This window comes from Hafnia sp. HMSC23F03, assembly GCF_001816025.1.
In the GTDB taxonomy this organism is placed as follows: Bacteria; Pseudomonadota; Gammaproteobacteria; order Enterobacterales; family Enterobacteriaceae; genus Hafnia; species Hafnia paralvei.
Genome location: NZ_KV824234.1, coordinates 198,309 through 216,847, shown reverse-complemented (window position 1 = coordinate 216,847; position 18,539 = coordinate 198,309). Strand labels below are relative to the sequence as shown.

Genomic DNA, 18,539 nt, shown 5'->3' with positions numbered 1-18,539 from the left:
GCCCGAACATCATAACCATCAGCCGGTTTTTCATAGTAATCATTAAAATCACGAGAGGAGTGCCAGTCGGTGGTGCCCACATAGGTGTTGGCCGAAAGTTTTAAATTATTCGTCCACGCTTCCGCGCCCATCCCGATACGGCGATTCTTACCGGTGAAGTCATCGTCAAAGAATACGTTGCCGCCAAACATCCAGTTTTCTAGATAGAAAGTACGTACACCCATCCCCAAATTGCCAGTAACGCGGCCATCAGGTGCGCGCATACCAAGCTGGGTAAAGAGCATAGATTTTTTATTGTCATAGAGTGGGGCGAGGAAATCGATGGCGCTGTCATCCCAATTGCCATTGTCGTCGACGTTAAGCTGAACGCGAGCAGTACCAAACTGGCTCAGCCACTGTTGAGCAGATGAGGACGCGTATCCTGCCGCGGCAGAACTTGCTGTACCTGCAACCCCATCAGTACCGTTGGAGGATAAAGAGTTTGCAACGCTGCTCATAGCACTGGCATAAGGTAATGTGGTGGTGTCTTTTGTGGGTTCAAGTTTTCTATCAGTGCTGAAGGGGGACTGGCTGTAATTTGTTGACGTTTGACTTTGAGCCAAAGCATTGTGAGGTATTAGAGAAATGAGTGGAAAAATGACTTGTAGTATTATTTGTAACCACGCAAAAAAACGAAATGCTTCGCTTTTTTTTAAATAATGTTGATGTTTCATGAATAAACCTAGAGTTAATTTTTGTTTGAGTCGCTTAAATGTAGCTACTTTTTAGCGAAATGCTATGCAAACAAGAATTTTTTACAAGTAACTTAGAATGCATAAAAAATTCTTATCATTCGTATATCGAAGAAGCATTGAAAGATGAAATACTCCTAGCTTTCTCATGATGCTACGCCTATGCGAACTTGCTGTTTTTAGTTTTATTTTCAATTTCCGTGTTAGCTCCAGATTGGTGTTTGTTTCAGCAAATGCATGTAAAAAAAGCTTTTCTGTATATGTAAGTAACGGTTGATAGAATAAGTCAGCCGTAGTGTGTTCACTTGTGAAACTGTCACTAAACTTAAATGTTTTTAACCAATCCAGCGATATGGATTTACTGCTTTGAACTACAAGTTCACATTTCTCTCGTATAAATCTTGCTACTAGTCCTGCAGGTATAAAATCACTTAATATTAATATTTTTTCTCCAAACCTAAACTTTTTATATGAGGATAGTAATAATAAATTCTCAGTTGGATGTTGGTCATCAAATAATATGACATGATCGAATGAGGATTGTGCGGACTTATTGTGGGTATTGGCTGTGTGCACTTCGCTTTCTGTTAGTTCTGCGATATATCTGACAGCATTGTGAAGATAGTTGTTTTTAGTGTATGAAATGATATTCATTTGAGATCTGATTTTGTTCGTGAATAATATTATTGACTTGTGTTACTGATTTTATTTTGGCTATTTTCTTCTAGATTTTATACATATTCACATGGTCTATTTGTTTGTGTTTAAATATTATTTTATGATCATATCCAAAATTTTTATTGGATCGTGATTTTTATGAGTCCAGTTTTGGACATTTAAGCTGTTGTTTTCCTATAGTGATTTTTATGCTTTTTTTATGTTGAGATAATATGTCATGAAATATTTATTATGAATATTGTTTTTTTGTGTTATTTGTTTTTTGAATGATTTGTTTTTCATGTTGCTTTTTTTTCAAAAGAAACTATTGAAAATTATTTAAAGCACCAGCTAACCAATACTCTTTTAGCTAAAATTGCACTATATCTCTGCAGGCTTTTGCTGCCTTAACTGTTTTGAATGGTAAAAGCTAATTTATCGCCAAGGCTAATACGGGGGTAGTTGTAACGATAATGCGGGATGGCACCAGTGGTTGTACCCGTTTCGCATTACAGGGATGTGGCGTATAGATAGATAACGCAACTCGGTAGCGCATTCAGTCAAGATACCGGTAGCTTCGGAGTAGCCGCTAAAGCAGGGCAGCACAGACTCAATGCCTTTGGCTTTGATATCGTTGAGTGTTGCTATGGATGTAAAGCGTGTTCCGTATTCTGTTAGGGCATCGGTGATCAGTGTTTTCTCTGTGTGGGTTAATCCAAGTTGCTCCAAATTATCTCCCACACTGTTGATCACTGTTTGCAGTGCTCTCCAGGCATGCGCGGCGTTGAGATGGATGGTCTGTATTTCGATTGCCATCGTTCGAGCTTGCTGTTGATGACATTCAATCGGCTAACGAGCTATTTTGTGATTCTGAAAAAAAAGACCTGATACGACTCCTGTATCAGGTCTAGGGAAATGGCTCTTGGGAGAGAGCCGTGCGCTAAAAGTTGGCATTAATGCAGGCTTGGAATGCCTTGCTATTTAATAGTAGTCGACGATGCTTTTTTTTCCAGTTTTGAGCAAATCGTGCGGTTAAGCGCGATAACTGAAAATGTTAATGTCTTAATTGCTATCGATATATTGCTAGAAATGCTTCTAGGCATAGGCTCTATGCGGTGTTCCGCGAAGAGTGCTCTTATGCCAAAGATGGTGGAGCAGAAGGTAGTTTGATAACCCTCTGAAGGTCAACATAGTCAGTTTTTGGCAAGTATTTGGAATTTATAGAGTGCTAGGTGAGTGCATTCTTTTTAACCCGCAACGGGTTGCATCATATAGCTTCTATAGAGACGAGACTCTGACTCAAAAGCGTAGAGGTTTTTCACTGTTTTGTCGCGTTAGCGAACCACCAGAGGAAGAAACGGCCTAATCGAATTAGGCCGTTTGAGATAATTAGCGTAGAGGGATCGCGGTACCCCAACTCTGCCATTTATCCGGTGCATTATCGTTAAGTAGATAGTGCGTATTTGGCTGAGCCTGTGGCGCGAGCGGGGTGGTTGGTGGTGTCGCAAACGCAATACCGCCGCGGATAAACTGCTGGAATGTTCCCGTTTTAACCATGCCGCCGGTAAGACCGAACTCTACGTTATAACCTGACGCCAGCCAGAACACCGAGTTCTCGCGTACCAGCCTCTGATATTTCTTGCTGATTCGTAATGCTACATGTACTCGATCAGACATCGAGCCCAGATACAAACCGGTAACCGTTCCCACTTCGATTCCACGGAATAGCACTGGAGTGCCAATTTGCAGCGAGCCGGTTTCCGGTGCATCCACGATCACGCTTAAACCATCGAGATAGCGGGAGTCTGCGATTGACGCTTGTTGTAACTCAAAGGTTCGCATGGTGCGTCCATGACCCGGCTCCAAGTTGATATATGGCTGAAGTAGGGTCTCTAAATTGCTGACGCCGGTGGCAGAAATCTCAGGTGTTACGATGGAGAAGCGGGTGCCTTGGCGAGCAAAAGAGTCCACATATTCAGGATAAAGTACCGCCTTCGCCAACACTTCATTGCGTTCATTGGAGAGTTTGAGCGATTCCACTTGACCGATATCGATGCCTAAATAGCGAATTGGCATACCGGCTGACAGCTTGGATGCGTCATAGGTGCGCAGAGTAATTTGGCTACCAATAGCTCTGGCCGCAGTTTCAGAGGCGTATAGTTCTCGCTTCTGTCCCTTGGTGACGCTAACGCCTTCAATGTTATCGAAGCTAATCGCACCTTTGATCGCACGATCGAGAGGAGAAGCTTGAACCGTTAATCCACTGCCATTCAACTGTACCTTGGCGCCGCCTTCAGCCCAGAAAATAGTTTGTGGCGTTAGCAGTTTACGATAAGCCGGTTGGATATAGATATCGACCTCAAACGCGTTCACCTTAGGACGAACGTCGACAATCTCACCGACTTGGAACTTCCGGTACAGCACCACGGAGCCAGTCTGAATGTCTGGCAGCGTATCCGCCAGCAGCGTTAGCGTGGCCGGTGGCAGATCGCCAACAAACCCTTGTTCTGCATGCTCACTGTTTTGGTACAGCGGATATTTATCTTTCGGCTCGCCTTTGCTGCCCGCGACGATGCGAATACCGCCATCCAGCCATTCTTGTGCGCTTGCACCGAGTACCTGTACGCCGTCTACGCCGAATTTAACATCAAGGCGGCTGTTTACGATGAATTTGCTGTCTGCATGAATGCGGTTGCGATATTGCGCGTCGATAGCAACATCGAAAACAACGTTATTGTCTTTTAAAACGCGATTAAGCACCTGACCAATTTTGATGCCATTCATACTCAATGGCTGACCGACATCTACCCCGTAGCTTTGAGGGGCGCTTAGCGTGACTTTTAGCACGTTGGGCTGCTGTAATAGCGCTTCTGCACTAGGTAGTACGGTGAAATGGTTTTGTGGTTCGCCTTCACCTGGGATCAGTTCAAATAAGTTACCAGTAAGCAACTGGCTGAGTTTAGCGTTATCCAAGCTCAATTTAGGACTGGTCATTTTGATGCGCGTTCCACTACGCATCAGGTCAACGATGCTAGGATCGATAGTCAGTTCACCATTGACCTTGCCATCTTTTTCTAACGTCATTTTGGTTAGCGTACCGACCTGTAGGCCTTGATAGATGAGCGGGGTACGATCGGCCGCCAAGCCATCACCGTTTGGCAGATCTAAGCCAATGGCAACGCCGCGTTGACTATGCGCTAAATCAGGATAGAGCGTGTAATTATGGTTTGCTTTAGCCTGCTTGCCGTCTTGCGGGGAGTCGAATGCTATAGCGCCATTGACCAGTGCCGCCATGCTTTCCATCTGTACCGAAACGCCGTCTAAACCAAAGTCGCCTTTGAAGCCTGAGACGTTCCAGAAGCGGCTGTTATCTTTCACTAAATTGGCAAAGCGTTTGTCGATGAGTACGTCAATACTCACCCCTTGCTGGTTCTCGGCTATTGTAAAGTCATACACTTTACCCACTGGGATTTTGCGGTAGTAGACCAGCGAACCAGCGCTAAGAGAGCCTAAATCGGGAGCAAATAAATGAATCAGCAATTCGCCAGTATTGAGGCGAAACTTAGGCTGAGTATCCAGTGCAACGAAATGCTTACTGGGTTTTCCGGTTCCCGGCATCATGCCGATGTAGTTGCCGCCAACCAACGCATCTAGCCCAGAAATGCCTGCGAGAGAAGCCTTGGGCGTCACTAGCCAAAACTGGGTTCCGTCGCGCAGCGCATCTTTCATATCGCTTTTGATACTCACGCTGACTTCAATTTTATTGAGGTCTTTACTGAGCGCAATTTTTTGCACAGTGCCGACTTCAACCCCCTGATAGCGCACCGGCGTGCGTCCGGCGACCAGACCCGCCGCCGATTGGAAGTCGATGATGACGGTGTCACCGCGCTCTTGTAGGGTGGAATAGATTAACCAGCCTGCAATTAACAGCGCAATAAAAGGTAATAACCAAAACGGTGAGATACGACGTTTGCGTCGTAGCGTCGCGTTAGTCGGTGTATTCGGCGTTTCCTGTTGCATGAGCATCCCAAATCAGTCGGCTGTCTAACCATTCCACGGCGAGGATGGTTAGGAATACGGCGGCGCCAAAGTAAAAGGCAGCCGGTCCCATAGTGAAAGAGAGTAGTTGGTCACGATTAACCAACGACATCATTAATGCGATGACGAAGAGATCGAGCATCGACCAGCGACCAATCCACGTCACTATGCGCAGTAAACGCATGCGTGTCTTTAGGCTGTGCTGGGTTTTAAACTGAATGCTGATAAGCAAAAACAGCATCACGATGACTTTAGTAAAGGGCACTAAAATACTCGCTATAAATACGATAGCAGCAATTGGCACATTTCCCGATGTCGCGAGCGATACCACGCCGGAAAAAATGGTGTCTTCCATACGCACACCGTTCACATACAGAATCGAAATAGGCAGCAAGTTAGCAGGGAACAGCATCATGATCGCGGCAATCAGCGCTGCCCAGGTTTTTTGCAGGCTGTATGGCTGGCGATTATGCAGGGTGGTGTGACAGCGCGGGCAGCGACCACGTTCATCGGGCAGACCCGTGTAGTGACACGCGCAGCAGAGTGTCATCGAATAAGGTGATACTTTAGGCTGAGTACGCGGGTAAAATCGCTCCCAAAGCTGATTCAAATTCAGATGGATCTGCGTCACTAGCGTTAACAATGTCACCATCACATAAGCGAAAAAAGCATTACCGACATCAATATCGGCATACTCCTGCACTTTGATACAGGCGACCCCCATGCCAATAAGGTAAATATCCAGCATGATCCACTCTTTGAGCCTATCCAGCATCAATAGGACCGGCCGAAGATTCATTCCCAACTTTTCGCCAATCCGTAAATAAAGAATCGACAATGGCAATATGAGCGGTGCGCCGACGGTACAAAAAGCCACCATGCTGGCCGTTACAGGATCGCCTTGAATGGCCATTTGCCAAATGCCTTCAAGCAGGCTGGCATAAATGGTAGTCCCTAGCAGCCGAATCTGGATGAGAGGCTCGCTCAGCGCAAAGGGCATCAACAGCAAAATAGCGACAGACAGCGCGGTTAAGCGCGTCATCGACCAATCACGGCCCGAACAGATTTTTGCACAACAGCGCGGGCAATAGGCGATATGGTTCTTATCCTGCGGGGGAACACTGAATACATAGTCGCATTCATGGCAACGCTTGATGTGTTGTTCCGGGAGCGCTGTTATTCGTGTGATATTCATTTAGGAACGCAGAATGGGTGTCGCAAGGGGATGAAGTATCGCATTGATAGCCTTAAAACAGAATGATTGTTATAAAAATGTAGGACGAATTAGCGTAAAGATACAATGTGTAACGAGTTAATGTGTAGTGATGTTGGATAGGTCTTGTGTGATAACGCATTTAATGCTTATTTTATACTCGTCATTATTCAGGCTCAGAAACTTAAGGACACCGCTTGGTATTGCTTAAAAAAGGCTTAAGTGTTTTTGTCTTAGAGCTGGCGCCACAAGTGTTAATGTGACCTATTATTCAAGCCTTATGGCGATGTCCAAGTAACAAGGTAACGAGATTTAAATGAGTAAAAAAGAATTTTATGCCGATCTGGCCCGCGATCTGGCTGCGTTAAGCAGTGGTGAATATAACTTTATTGCAACATTGTCTAACGCTAGCGCCCTGATTTATGAGCGTTTAGAGAACGTCAACTGGGCAGGTTTTTACCTCATTGACGGTGATACGCTGGTTCTTGCGCCATTTCAGGGCAAATTAGCCTGTGTACGTATTCCTGTGGGTAAGGGAGTTTGCGGAACGGCGTATGCGAAAAATGAGGTTCAGCGCGTCGCCGATGTGCATGCTTTTGCAGGACATATTGCCTGTGATGCCGCCAGCAATGCTGAAATTGTGCTGCCTCTTGAGGTAAATGGACAGGTTATTGGTGTTTTAGATATCGATAGCACAGTTTATGACCGATTCGATGAAGAGGACGAAACTGGATTAAAATCAGTTGTTTATGCGCTTTGCAGGCACTTGGCAGAGTGTGATGGCGCAAAATTTGTGACATTTGCATAAGGTTGTCGTGCGTATGGCGTGGCTTTTGGCGATAGCGCCATTATAATGTCGCCTGTTCATGCCATCGCTGGTTGGCAAACCCGTTGTAATCAGGAAATTTCATGGAAAATCAACCCAAGTTGAATAGTAGTAAAGAAGTCATTGCATTTTTAGCCCAGCGTTTCCCGCAGTGCTTTAGCGCAGAGGGCGAAGCACGTCCGTTGAAAATCGGTATCTTCCAAGATCTGGTTGAGCGGATGCAGGGAGATGAAAACGGACTGAGCAAGACTCAGCTACGTTCAGCGCTCCGTCTGTACACTTCAAGCTGGCGTTATCTGCACGGCGTGAAAGTGGGTGCAGAACGAGTCGATCTTGACGGTAATTCGTGTGGTGTGCTGGAAGAGCAGCACGTAGAACACGCTCGTCAACAATTAGAAGAAGCCAAAGCGCGAGTTCAAGCACAACGTGCAGAACAGCAGGCGAAAAAACGTGAGGCCGGTGAAGCGACAGAAAACCGTCGTCCTCGTCCAGCGGGCAAAAAACCTGCTGCACGTCGCACCGATGCTGCTACCGGCGACAAAGAAGCGCGTAAACCACGCACTCCTCGTCCACAGCAGGATCGCACGCCTCGCGCTAACACTGAATCAGCTAAGCCGCGTACTGTGCCGGTGACTGACATTACCAAACTGACCGTAGGTCAGGATGTAAAAGTCAGCGCGGGTAAAAGTGCGATGGACGCTTCCGTATTGGAAATCACCAAAGATGGTGTACGCGTTCAGCTTTCTAACGGTCTGGCGATGATTGTGCGCGCAGAACACTTGCAGTTCTGATACGGAGGCCAACCAAGGCATGAACAAAATTTTCAGGGTATCAGCGATGGCCCTGGCGTTATTCGCTGGTGCCAGCTTTGCGACTGATAATGTTGCTTACAACATTAATCAGTTACCGCAGCTGCGCCAAGAGCCGCAACATGCGACCGTCAGTGAACGGGTGACGTCGCGTTTTACGCGCTCTCATTATCGTCAATTCGATTTGAATGACGATTTCTCCAAAAAGATCTTTGCTCGCTATCTCAATATGTTGGACTACAACCATAACGTGTTGTTGGCCTCTGACGTGGCGCAGTTTAAAGACCGTGAAACGACGCTGGATGATGAATTGAAATCCGGTCAGCTAGATACCGCTTATGCGCTGTTTAATCTGGCTCAGAAACGTCGCTTTGAACGTTATGAATATGCACTTTCTTTGCTTAAGTCACCGATGACTTTCGACGGCAACGACACCATTGATGTCGACCGTAGTAAATCACCGTGGCCAACCAGCACAGAAGAATTGAATCAGCTTTGGACTGCCAAAGTTAAATATGACGAATTAAATCTGAAGCTCGCCGGTAAAGATTGGCCCGAGATTCAGAAAATCCTGACCAAACGCTATCAGTTTGCGATTAAACGCCTTACACAGAGTAAGAGTGAAGACGTTTTCCAGCTGTTCATGAACGCGTTTGCGCATGAGATTGATCCGCATACCAACTATCTGTCACCGCGTAATACCGAACAGTTCAATACCGAGATGAGCCTGTCTCTGGAAGGTATTGGTGCGGTATTGCAGCAGACGGAAGATGATTACACCCAGATTAACTCAATGGTTGCTGGTGGCCCCGCGGCTAAGAGTAAAGCGCTGAAAGTGGGCGATCGCATTGTTGGCGTGGGACAGCCGGGCAAACCGATGGTGGACGTGATCGGCTGGCGTCTCGACGACGTGGTTGAGCTGATCAAAGGGCCGAAGGGCAGCAAAGTTCGTCTGGAAATTCTGCCAGCAGGCAAGGGCACCAAAACGCGCACCATCACGCTGACTCGTGAACGCATTCGTTTAGAAGATCGTGCGGTCAAGATGAGTGTGAAAACCGTCGACGGTAAGAAAGTTGGCGTGTTGGATATTCCGGGCTTCTACGTTGGTTTGACCGATGACGTCAAAGTACAGCTACAGAAACTGGAAAAACAGAACGTCAGCAGCGTAATTATCGATCTGCGCAGCAACGGCGGCGGGGCATTGACTGAGGCCGTATCGCTTTCCGGCCTGTTTATCCCGAGTGGCCCCGTTGTGCAGGTGCGCGATAACAACGGCAAAATCCGTGAAGATGCCGATAGCGACGGGGTAGTTTACTACAAAGGCCCTCTGGTCGTTCTCGTCGATCGCTTTAGTGCGTCAGCGTCAGAGATTTTTGCCGCTGCGATGCAGGATTATGACCGTGCGCTGATTGTTGGTGAGCCGACCTTCGGTAAAGGCACCGTTCAACAATACCGTTCTGTGAACCGTATCTACGATCAAATGTTGCGTCCTGAGTGGCCTGAATTAGGCTCCGTGCAGTACACCATTCAGAAGTTCTACCGCATCAACGGCGGCAGTACTCAACGTAAGGGTGTTACGCCTGATATCATCATGCCAACCGGTTTGGAATCCATCGACACCGGCGAAAGCTTTGAAGATAACGCTCTGCCATGGGACAGCATTAAAGCGGCTACCTATGAGAATGCGGGCGACGTGCAGAAGTTTGATCCGGTACTGCTTGCTGATCACAACAAGCGCATCGCTTCAAACCCAGAGTTCCAATATATCGAGCAGGATATCGCTCACTATAAGGCACTCAAAGATCGCAAAAACATCGTTTCTCTTAACTATGCCCAGCGTGAAAAAGAGAACAAAGATGATGATGCAACGCGTCTGATGCGTATCAACGAACGCCTGAAAGCTGACGGCAAAAAACCAATCAAGTCACTTGATGACGTGCCGAAGGATTATCAGGAGCCAGATCCATATCTGGATGAAACGGTGAAAATTGCGCTCGATCTTGCTCAGCAAATGCAAGGCAGCTCAAAATAATCGATTCGAGTTAGAGTGAAAAAGAGCGAGAGATCGCTCTTTTTTTATGCCTACGGCTTAGTTGTATTGGTGTATAAATCGTCAGTTATGTGAGTTTTAGTACGTCAAATTGTAAAGTTATGTTTCTTTAGTGTGTTATTGCTTAACACCTCTTGAATCCCGCGCAGATGCCCTTACGATCTAGTCATCGCATAGTGCGTACTCCATGAATGAGGATTAATAAATAATATGATGCGTATCGCTTTGTTCCTGCTAACCAACCTAGCCGTTATGCTGGTGTTTGGTGTGGTGTTGAGCCTAACAGGGATCCAGTCCAGCAGCGTGCAAGGGCTGATGGTGATGGCACTGCTGTTCGGCTTTGGTGGTTCTATTGTTTCTCTGTTGATGTCTAAGTGGATGGCGTTGCGTTCGGTCGGTGGCGAAGTGATTGAGCAGCCACGCAACGAAACCGAGCGCTGGTTAGTTGAAACGGTGCGTCGCCAGTCGCAGCAGGCGGGCATTGCTATGCCGCAGGTGGCTATTTATCACGCACCGGATATGAATGCGTTTGCAACAGGCGCACGCCGTAATGCTTCGCTCGTTGCGGTGAGCACCGGTTTGCTACAAAACATGAGCCGCGATGAGGCTGAAGCCGTTTTGGCGCATGAGATTAGCCACGTTGCCAATGGCGACATGGTAACTATGACGCTGGTTCAGGGGGTGGTGAATACCTTTGTTATCTTTATCTCGCGCCTGATTGCGCAGGTGGCGGCAGGGTTCTTGTCTGGCAATCGTGATGAAGGTGAAAGCAGCAGCAGTGGTAATCCGATGATTTATTTCGCGGTGTCTATGGTGCTGGAGATTGTGTTTGGTATTCTGGCGAGCATCATCACCATGTGGTTCTCTCGTTACCGTGAATTCCGTGCCGATGCGGGTTCTGCAAACTTAGTCGGTCGCGAGAAAATGATTGCTGCCTTGCAGCGTCTAAAAACCAGCTATGAGCCGCAGGAAGAAGGGAGCATGATGGCATTTTGCATTAACGGCCGTAATAAGTCTTTTAGCGAACTGTTCCTGTCTCACCCGCCGTTGGACAAGCGTATTGAAGCGCTGCGTACGGGCCAATACCTGAAGTAATTCAGCACGATAGAAAAAACAAAGGAGCCGAAAGGCTCCTTTGACGTTTATGGCGCTCTGTTTAACGCGCGACACGCAAACCGCCTTCGGCGCCGCGTGGTGAGAATACGACCTGCCACAGCTGAATATCGCGTGCGCGGAACGCACCAGCGCAGGCATTCAGATAGTAGCTGAACATACGGAAGAAACGCTGAGAGTAGTTATGTTCCAGCTTTGGCCAATTTTGTACAAAACGTTCGTACCAAGCCATTAAGGTGCGGTCATAATCAGCGCCAATATTGTGCCAATCTTCCATGACGAATTTACCTTCACTAGTGGTAGCAATGTGCTTAATAGAAGGCAGGCAGCCATTAGGGAAAATATATTTATTGATCCAAGGATCGACGTTCATATTCGTTTCATTAGCACCAATGGTATGCAAAAGGAAAAGACCATCAGGCTTTAAATTTCGGGCAACGACGTTGAAGTAGGTCTGGTAGTTTTTCGGTCCGACATGCTCAAACATCCCCACTGAAACGATGCGGTCATATTGCGAATCAAGATCGCGATAGTCCTGCAGCAGGATTTTTACATCTAAATCCTTGCAGCGTTCCTGCGCTAATTTTTGCTGTTCCGCAGAAATAGTGACGCCTTCGACCGACACGCCATAGTGCTTCGCGGCATAAGCGGCAAGTCCACCCCAGCCACAGCCGATATCTAACAGCGTCATACCCGGTTTTAACTGAAGTTTTTCACAGATAAGTTTTAGCTTGGCTTCTTGCGCCTGTTTGAGCGTGGTGGCGTCTTTCCAATATCCACAGGAGTACTGCATGTAGGGATCGAGCATCAGGCTAAAAAGGTCATTGCCCAAATCGTAATGCTCTTTACCCACGATCCATGCACGTTTTTTAGATTGGAGATTCGTCAATCGAGCCGCCGCAACGCGCAGCGTATCTTTAATATGATGGGGAAGCTGGTTTTCTAATCCGGCGCGTAACACTTTCTGGAAGAAAATGTCTAATCGGTCGCATTCCCACCAACCATCCATATAGCTCTCACCAAGACCCAGTGAACCTTCTTGCAATACACGTTTAAAGAAATGAGGATTCTTGACGCGAATATCAAAAGGGCGTGAACCATTTACCTCAATATCTGCCGACTGCAACATCTCACTGGCAATTCTGTACCACTGACTGTTTTGTACGCTCAGATCTTCTATACACGATGAACTCATAGTTTCTCCATGACCCATATTCTTCATATAACTCGACCTGCCAGAACGCATGGGCAATCTGTAGGCGCACGAGTACCAACGGCCAACCCGCGGTGTTTAAACCCGACTTAGAAAAATGGAAAACTGAGGAAACCCATGCGTTTAGCAGGGACTCATCCTTTAGAAAACGTGACGCGCTCCGCACGCCAGAAAAGTAAAAGTTACTCACTAGCAAAATAATTGTGAATGCAACTGTTGCAGTATAGGACGCAGCGGTGACAGACTCAAGTATGAATCTATACCGCTGGTCAATGGGTTAGCGTAAAGGAGACAAAAAATACTAGTGTTGAGAAACGTGCTTTTTGCTTGATTCTGTTGTAGTTAACTTATCTGAGCTTAATTTTTTAGTGACGCTGTCACTTTTAAGCCAATAGCCAATCATGACCAAGATAACGGTTCCCGCCATAATCGCCGTAGTTGCTAAGAGCGCAGATTCAACAAAGACCGATACCAGCAGGCTGGCAAGGAAACATACGCCAAGCTGTAAGGTATTTTGCAACGCGGCAGCTTTACCACTATTTTCAGGGAATGGCGTTAGCGCATTCGCGACCACGATAGGATAAATGGCCCCATTCGCCATCGCCATGATGCAGAAAGGGACGAGAATAGCGAACAGACCTGGTGCACTAAACATTGCCATCACGAACATCGCAATCATACACAGGCTATAAACAATCAGCAGTACAGGCAGCATCAGATTTCCACCGATGCGGCTAAGCAGCGCACGGCAGCCATAGCCACCGATTAAGAAGGCAATCGTCTGTGGCACATAGCTCAAACCAATATCGTTAGGGCCATAGCCCATATCACCGAGAATGAACGGTGAACCGGTTAGCCAAGCAAAGAAACCCGCAGAGCAGGCAGCAAAAATCATTACGTTGCCAGAGAAGATATTTGAGCGCATCAACTGGAAGAAACTGATTTTTTTCTGCGTTTTCTCTTCTGTTGGTTTACGGCGCGTATCTTTCAGCATCAACGTAGGGATCAGGAGGAGCAGAGAAATCCCGAATAATACGGCGAAAATTGCCTGCCACTCTAAGTGATTCAGTAACCATGCACCGAGTAAAGGCGCTAAGGCTGGCGACAGTGCGACCAGCGGCATGATGGTGGCAAATACGCGGTTGGCGATGCCTTTGCTGTAACGGTCGATTACCAGCGCCTGCCAAGTCACAGCGGCAGAACATACACCGATAGCCTGCACGAAACGCAGAACCAGAAGCTCAACAGTTGTGTCTACCCAGATCATTCCCAAGCAGCCAAGGCTAAACAATGTCAGCCCCATCAGCAGGACGGGCTTACGACCAATACGGTCAGAGAGTGGGCCCCAAACGAGCTGGGCAAAGGCAAAACCTGCCAAGAAGATACTTAAACTAGCACTAATTGCGCCCGCAGACGCACCCAGATCCTGCTGCATGGCACCAAAAGCAGGAAGATACATATCGGTGGCCAGATATCCCAACATGCTCAAGCCGGCCAGATAGAACATAAAAAATGAGGAAGTTCGCATTATTTTGACTCGTTATAAATTTGTTGCAGAGTGAAAGTGTGACGTGGGGAGTTTAGCGATCTCACTAATTACTTGTGAAACGCTAATATTTGCTATCATGAGTGAAAATTTTTGAAAGCAAGAAAAGTGAGGTAGCGCACATGTGGTCTGAATACTCATTAGAGGTTGTAGACGCGGTTGCTCGAACGGGGAGTTTCAGCGCTGCAGCACAAGAGCTGCACCGTGTGCCGTCTGCCGTGAGTTACACGGTACGCCAGTTGGAAACATGGCTGGCCGTTTCGCTATTTGAGCGACGCCATCGCGATGTGGAATTGACCGAGGCAGGCGCATTTTTTGTTGAAGAAGCGCGTACTATTATCAAAAAAATGAATTCCACCCGTCGCCAGTGTCAGCAAGTCGCAAACGGCTGGCGTGGACAGCTAAATATCGCCGTCGATCGCATCGTTAATCCGCGTAGGAGTCGGCAGTTAGTCGTGGATTTTTATCGCCACTTTCCAGATATGGAGTTAATGGTTCATCCAGAAGTGTTTAACGGTGTGTGGGATGCTTTAGTTGCCGGCCGTGTCGATGTGGCGATTGGTGCAACGCGCGCGGTGCCTGCCGGAGGGCGTTTTTCATTTCGCGATATGGGCTTTTTGCATTGGCATTGCTTAGTCAGTCCAGAGCATCCTCTGGCGATGATCGAGGGTGAGCTAACGGATGATAAAATTCGTCCATTCCCTGCGCTGTGCATTGAGGATACGTCAATCAATCTGCCTAAGCGCGACACATGGCTACTTGATAACCAGCGCCGTTTAGTGGTGCCAGACTGGCAGTCTGCCTGCGATTGTCTGGAAAGCGGTCTTTGCGTGGGGCTGATGCCGGCTCATATGGCAGAGCCATTGGTCAGTGCGGGGAAATTACATATTTTGCAGTTGGCGCAGCCGTTTCCTGATAGCGCCTGCTGCGTGACCTGGGAAGATCATACTCGCTCACCGGCAATTGACTGGCTTTTGGATTATCTGGGAGATACCGAAACCATGAATCAAGAATGGCTGAGCCCAGAATAAACTACAGGCAAATCATTTGCCCATTTTCTGGCACATCATCTTCATCGTGTGTGACTAAAAGGGTGGCGATATTGGCCTGTTTTAACTCATCAAAGACCCAGCGGCGAAAATGCTGGCGCAGCGTTTTATCGAGCTTAGAAAAAGGCTCGTCTAGTGCAACGACCGCTGGGCTTGATAATAGGGTGCGAAGCAGGCTGATTCTGGCGCGTTGCCCGCCGGAGAGTTCATTTGGAAAGCGGCGGGAAAACTCACTCATCTCAATCTTTGCTAAGGCTTGAGTCACCTGTGGGTGGCGTTCTGTCCGAGCAACATCATCAGGCAACGCGAATAACAGATTTTGTTCTACGTTGAGATGAGGAAATAATAAGTCATCTTGAAATAGCAGACCGACTTTGCGTTGATGAGCTGGAAGATATGTCACATCTTGTCCGTTAATTTTCACTTTTCCTCGCAGTGAAATCGGTGCATGGGCATGCCCGGCAAGCGCTAACAGCAAGCTTGATTTTCCGCACCCGCTCGGCCCCATTAGCGTAAGCGTTTCTCCGCCGGCCACACTCACGTTGAGTTCAGGCGTTAACGGCACATCATGTAAATAGACTTGAAACTGTTCGAGAGTCAACGTGCTCATTGCAGCTTACTCCTTGAGAAGGTAAAGGGGATAAACAGTGCTAACCCGTAGCCGACCAGTGGCAGAAAGGTTTGCCACAGCGCTGCAACAGCCGCCATGCGGCGATCGATTCCGCTAGCGTAGGCCACCGTTTCGGTGGCTAAAGTAGGGAAACGCCCAGCGCCGAACCCGAGAGTCGGCAGATAAAGGCCGATACTGACAGCAAAGCCTAGGGCGACGGATATCGCCAGCGGTTTACTCAATAATGGAATTTTAATATGCCAGAAGCACGACCACGGGTTTTTCCCCAGCGATTGAGCCGTGTAGAGGAGTCTACGATCAAAAGCCTGCCATGGCCCGCTCAGACTGAGGAAGTAGTAAGGTGCAATAAACAGCATATGGGCGAAAATCACGCTGGGCAGCAGGCCTATGACGTCGAACCACGCTGCTAAATGTTGTAAACCAAAAATCAGACTGATTTGCGGTAGCAAAAGAGGCGCAAGTAGCAGCCACAATCCTGTGGTTTTATGCCGCAAGAATTGCCATTCAAGAAAGCCTACACAGAGAAGCAGACTACAGAGATTGGCGATGCCAGCGATGAGTAGACTATTGATGATAGGTGCACCCAGTTGGCTTAGGCTGCAGAACCAATAATCGAACGTCCATTGCAGCGGCAAGGCGGCAGGGAACGGCCAGCGCCAAGCAATCGACCAGATAAACAAAACACTATACGAACCCAGCGTCAGCAGTATGCCAACGATCCATAGAGGCCGTAGCGGCATATGACGCTTATAGCGTCTTTGGCCGTGCGCGTTGCGGCAATAGCGCAGCCAGATCCTTTCAATCAGCAGCCAGAGGACAAAACTAAAAAGCGTGATCCCAAGCAGGAGCAACGTCCCGCTGGTCGCCAATAGCTGATGCGCCAATGCCGGATCGGTCATCCATTGCCAAATCTGTAGGGATAGCGTAGTGGGTTGCTGTGGTCCAAGCAAAATAGCGATATCCACCACGGATAAGCCAAATGCCAACACGCAGAAAACGGGCAACCGCAGGCTGCGCAGAATCTGTGGCACCAGCAACAGCCACCAGACGCGAGTTGAAGGATAGCCTAGTGCCACACCTGACTGTATTTGTCGTCGAACATCAATACGTCCGGCGATATTCAGCGCCATCAAAAACAGGAAAGGTGTTTCCTTCACCGCTAATAGCAACGTCAATGAAAGTGCATAAGGATCGTTGATAATCAGCCAATCAGGTGGGCGAGCGTATCCGGTAAGCGTGGGGGAAATGAGCCTTAACAACCAGCCCGATGGGGACAGCAGCAGGATCAATCCGGTCGCTAAAGCAATGTGGGGGATGGCGAGAATAGCGGTGGAGATAACCCGCGCGATATGACCATTCTGTCTCTGAATTACCTGCCCACATAACGCTAGAGCTAGCCATAGTGAGATTAGCGTGGCGGCAAAACCACTGAATATGCTCAGCGTGATGGATTGCGATATCCCTGGCCACTGTAGCAATAGATGCCACGACGCAAGCAAATAGCTAATGGAAAAAGTGTCTGAAGGGGGCTGAAACATAACCAGTAGCGCCGCCATAATCGGCAGCGCACCAGCAAATATCAGCACAACAGGGAACAGCGCGAGACAGGAGCGGCCGTTCTTCATTGTTTAGCGGCGATAGTCCAGATAAGGGCCATCGGCCACTGAACGACGCTCTACCAATTTAGGATGCACTTCGATAGTCTGTGAATCTTCGCGTTTGCTCACGATGCGGTCGAGCAGCATATCAAAGGCCATCGCACCTAGACGTTCTTTCGGCTGATGAATAGTGGTTAATGCCGGAGTGAAGTAACGTGCGTTACGTACGTTATCATACCCGATCACCGAAATATCTTGCGGGACGCGCAATCCCATTTCATCTGCGGCACAGATGGCACCCATGGCCATGATGTCTCCGCCGACAAAAACGGCTGTCGGGCGATTTTTTTGCGAGAGAATTTGATGCATGGCTTTGTATCCAGACTCCGGTTCAAAGTCACCTTCAACCATCCATTCATCACGCGTTGGAATATTTGCTTCTTGTAGCGCTTTCAGGAAGCCCCGCAGGCGTCCACCGCCGGTATTGCGCGACAGTTGTCCGGTAATGGCACCGATGTCACGATGGCCGCGTTCAATCAAATAACGGCCCGCCAAATAGCCCCCTTCGAAGGCGTTATCTTGAATCGCATCGGTAAAGTCGCTGCGCTGCGTTCCCCAATCCATAACAACCATTGGAATATTACGGTAGTCTTCCAGCGTCTGTAGCAGGTTTTCTGGGTACTCAGAGCACATCACCAGCAGGCCATCGACACGCTTTTGTGCCAGCATGGCGAGATAGGCTTTTTGCTTTTCAGGATTGTTATGTGAATTGCACAGAATTAGGGTATAGCCTTGGCTGTAGCAGGCGTTCTCTACGGCTTCGATGACCTCAGCAAAATAGGGCGCTTCACTGGAGGTGGCCAGTAAACCGATCGATTTAGTGTGGTTAACTTTCAGGCTACGGGCGACGGCACTGGGAGAATAGTGCAGCTCTTTAATCGCTTCCCATACCGCGGCTTTAGTCTCTTCAGCGACAAAGCGCGTTTTATTAATGACATGAGACACAGTCGTGGTGGAAACGCCCGCGCGTTTTGCCACATCTTTAATCGTTGCCATGAAACAGAT

14 protein-coding genes are annotated in these 18,539 nt (G+C 48.0%); 5 read left to right on the top strand and 9 right to left on the bottom strand.

Annotated features, from left to right (window positions below; translation table 11 throughout):
* The 4 genes from HMPREF3091_RS22945 to yebS all read right to left on the bottom strand — a co-directional run.
* Positions 1–713 (bottom strand): inverse autotransporter beta domain-containing protein (locus tag HMPREF3091_RS22945; protein WP_371328695.1); only part of this gene is annotated, 713 nt, incomplete at its 3' end.
* Positions 714–794: 81 nt separating this feature from the next.
* Positions 795–1,385, bottom strand: a complete 591-nt coding sequence (locus HMPREF3091_RS23090; protein ID WP_070717532.1) for a LuxR C-terminal-related transcriptional regulator — start codon at positions 1,383–1,385, stop codon at positions 795–797.
* A 1,392-nt stretch (positions 1,386–2,777) separates the two neighbouring features.
* Positions 2,778–5,408 (bottom strand): PqiB family protein, encoded by a 2,631-nt coding sequence (locus HMPREF3091_RS17550; RefSeq protein WP_070717685.1) that lies wholly within the window; start codon positions 5,406–5,408, stop codon positions 2,778–2,780.
* Positions 5,377–6,621, bottom strand: coding sequence for a membrane integrity lipid transport subunit YebS (gene yebS / locus HMPREF3091_RS17545; RefSeq protein WP_070717522.1), 1,245 nt, complete (start codon positions 6,619–6,621; stop codon positions 5,377–5,379). The genes HMPREF3091_RS17550 and yebS overlap by 32 nt, the downstream gene beginning before the upstream one ends.
* 334 nt (positions 6,622–6,955) lie before the next feature.
* Between yebS and HMPREF3091_RS17540 the strand changes: the two genes are divergently transcribed.
* From HMPREF3091_RS17540 to htpX, 4 genes are all read left to right on the top strand, one after another.
* Positions 6,956–7,447 carry a GAF domain-containing protein gene (locus HMPREF3091_RS17540; RefSeq protein WP_070717519.1) on the top strand — a complete coding sequence of 164 codons (492 nt, stop codon included), beginning with the start codon at positions 6,956–6,958 and terminating at the stop codon, positions 7,445–7,447.
* Positions 7,448–7,548: 101 nt separating this feature from the next.
* Positions 7,549–8,256 carry an RNA chaperone ProQ gene (gene proQ, locus HMPREF3091_RS17535; RefSeq protein WP_004095052.1) on the top strand — a complete coding sequence of 236 codons (708 nt, stop codon included), beginning with the start codon at positions 7,549–7,551 and terminating at the stop codon, positions 8,254–8,256.
* Between the two features lie 19 nt (positions 8,257–8,275).
* Positions 8,276–10,306, top strand: coding sequence for a carboxy terminal-processing peptidase (prc, locus tag HMPREF3091_RS17530; RefSeq protein ID WP_070717517.1), 2,031 nt, complete (start codon positions 8,276–8,278; stop codon positions 10,304–10,306).
* A gap of 228 nt (positions 10,307–10,534) precedes the next feature.
* Positions 10,535–11,419 (top strand): protease HtpX, encoded by an 885-nt coding sequence (htpX, locus tag HMPREF3091_RS17525; RefSeq protein WP_070717515.1) that lies wholly within the window; start codon positions 10,535–10,537, stop codon positions 11,417–11,419.
* 61 nt (positions 11,420–11,480) lie between these two features.
* Here htpX and cfa read toward each other — a convergent pair whose 3' ends face one another.
* Together cfa and punC are read right to left on the bottom strand one after the other, a co-directional pair.
* Positions 11,481–12,632, bottom strand: coding sequence for a cyclopropane fatty acyl phospholipid synthase (cfa, locus tag HMPREF3091_RS17520; RefSeq protein ID WP_008813587.1), 1,152 nt, complete (start codon positions 12,630–12,632; stop codon positions 11,481–11,483).
* Positions 12,633–12,951: 319 nt separating this feature from the next.
* The gene (gene punC, locus HMPREF3091_RS17515; RefSeq protein WP_070717512.1) at positions 12,952–14,178 is read right to left on the bottom strand and encodes a purine nucleoside transporter PunC; all 1,227 of its coding nucleotides are present in this window, start codon (positions 14,176–14,178) and stop codon (positions 12,952–12,954) included.
* A gap of 140 nt (positions 14,179–14,318) precedes the next feature.
* On the opposite strand from punC, the gene punR reads away from it, so the two are divergent.
* Entirely contained in the window at positions 14,319–15,227 is a 909-nt protein-coding gene (gene punR, locus HMPREF3091_RS17510; protein ID WP_035503864.1) for a DNA-binding transcriptional activator PunR, read from the top strand.
* 1 nt (position 15,228) lies between these two features.
* Here punR and HMPREF3091_RS17505 read toward each other — a convergent pair whose 3' ends face one another.
* The 3 genes from HMPREF3091_RS17505 to purR are packed head-to-tail and all read right to left on the bottom strand — an operon-like array spanning position 15,229 to position 18,530.
* Positions 15,229–15,855 carry an ATP-binding cassette domain-containing protein gene (locus tag HMPREF3091_RS17505; protein WP_070717510.1) on the bottom strand — a complete coding sequence of 209 codons (627 nt, stop codon included), beginning with the start codon at positions 15,853–15,855 and terminating at the stop codon, positions 15,229–15,231.
* A complete protein-coding gene (locus HMPREF3091_RS17500) occupies positions 15,852–17,501 on the bottom strand; it encodes an ABC transporter permease (protein WP_070717507.1) in 1,650 nt (549 codons plus the stop codon). Before HMPREF3091_RS17500 ends, HMPREF3091_RS17505 begins: the two co-directional genes overlap by 4 nt.
* A gap of 3 nt (positions 17,502–17,504) precedes the next feature.
* Positions 17,505–18,530: an HTH-type transcriptional repressor PurR gene (purR, locus tag HMPREF3091_RS17495; protein WP_004095070.1), complete on the bottom strand. Its 1,026-nt coding sequence runs from the start codon at positions 18,528–18,530 to the stop codon at positions 17,505–17,507.
* Between the last annotated feature and the right edge of the window lie 9 nt (positions 18,531–18,539).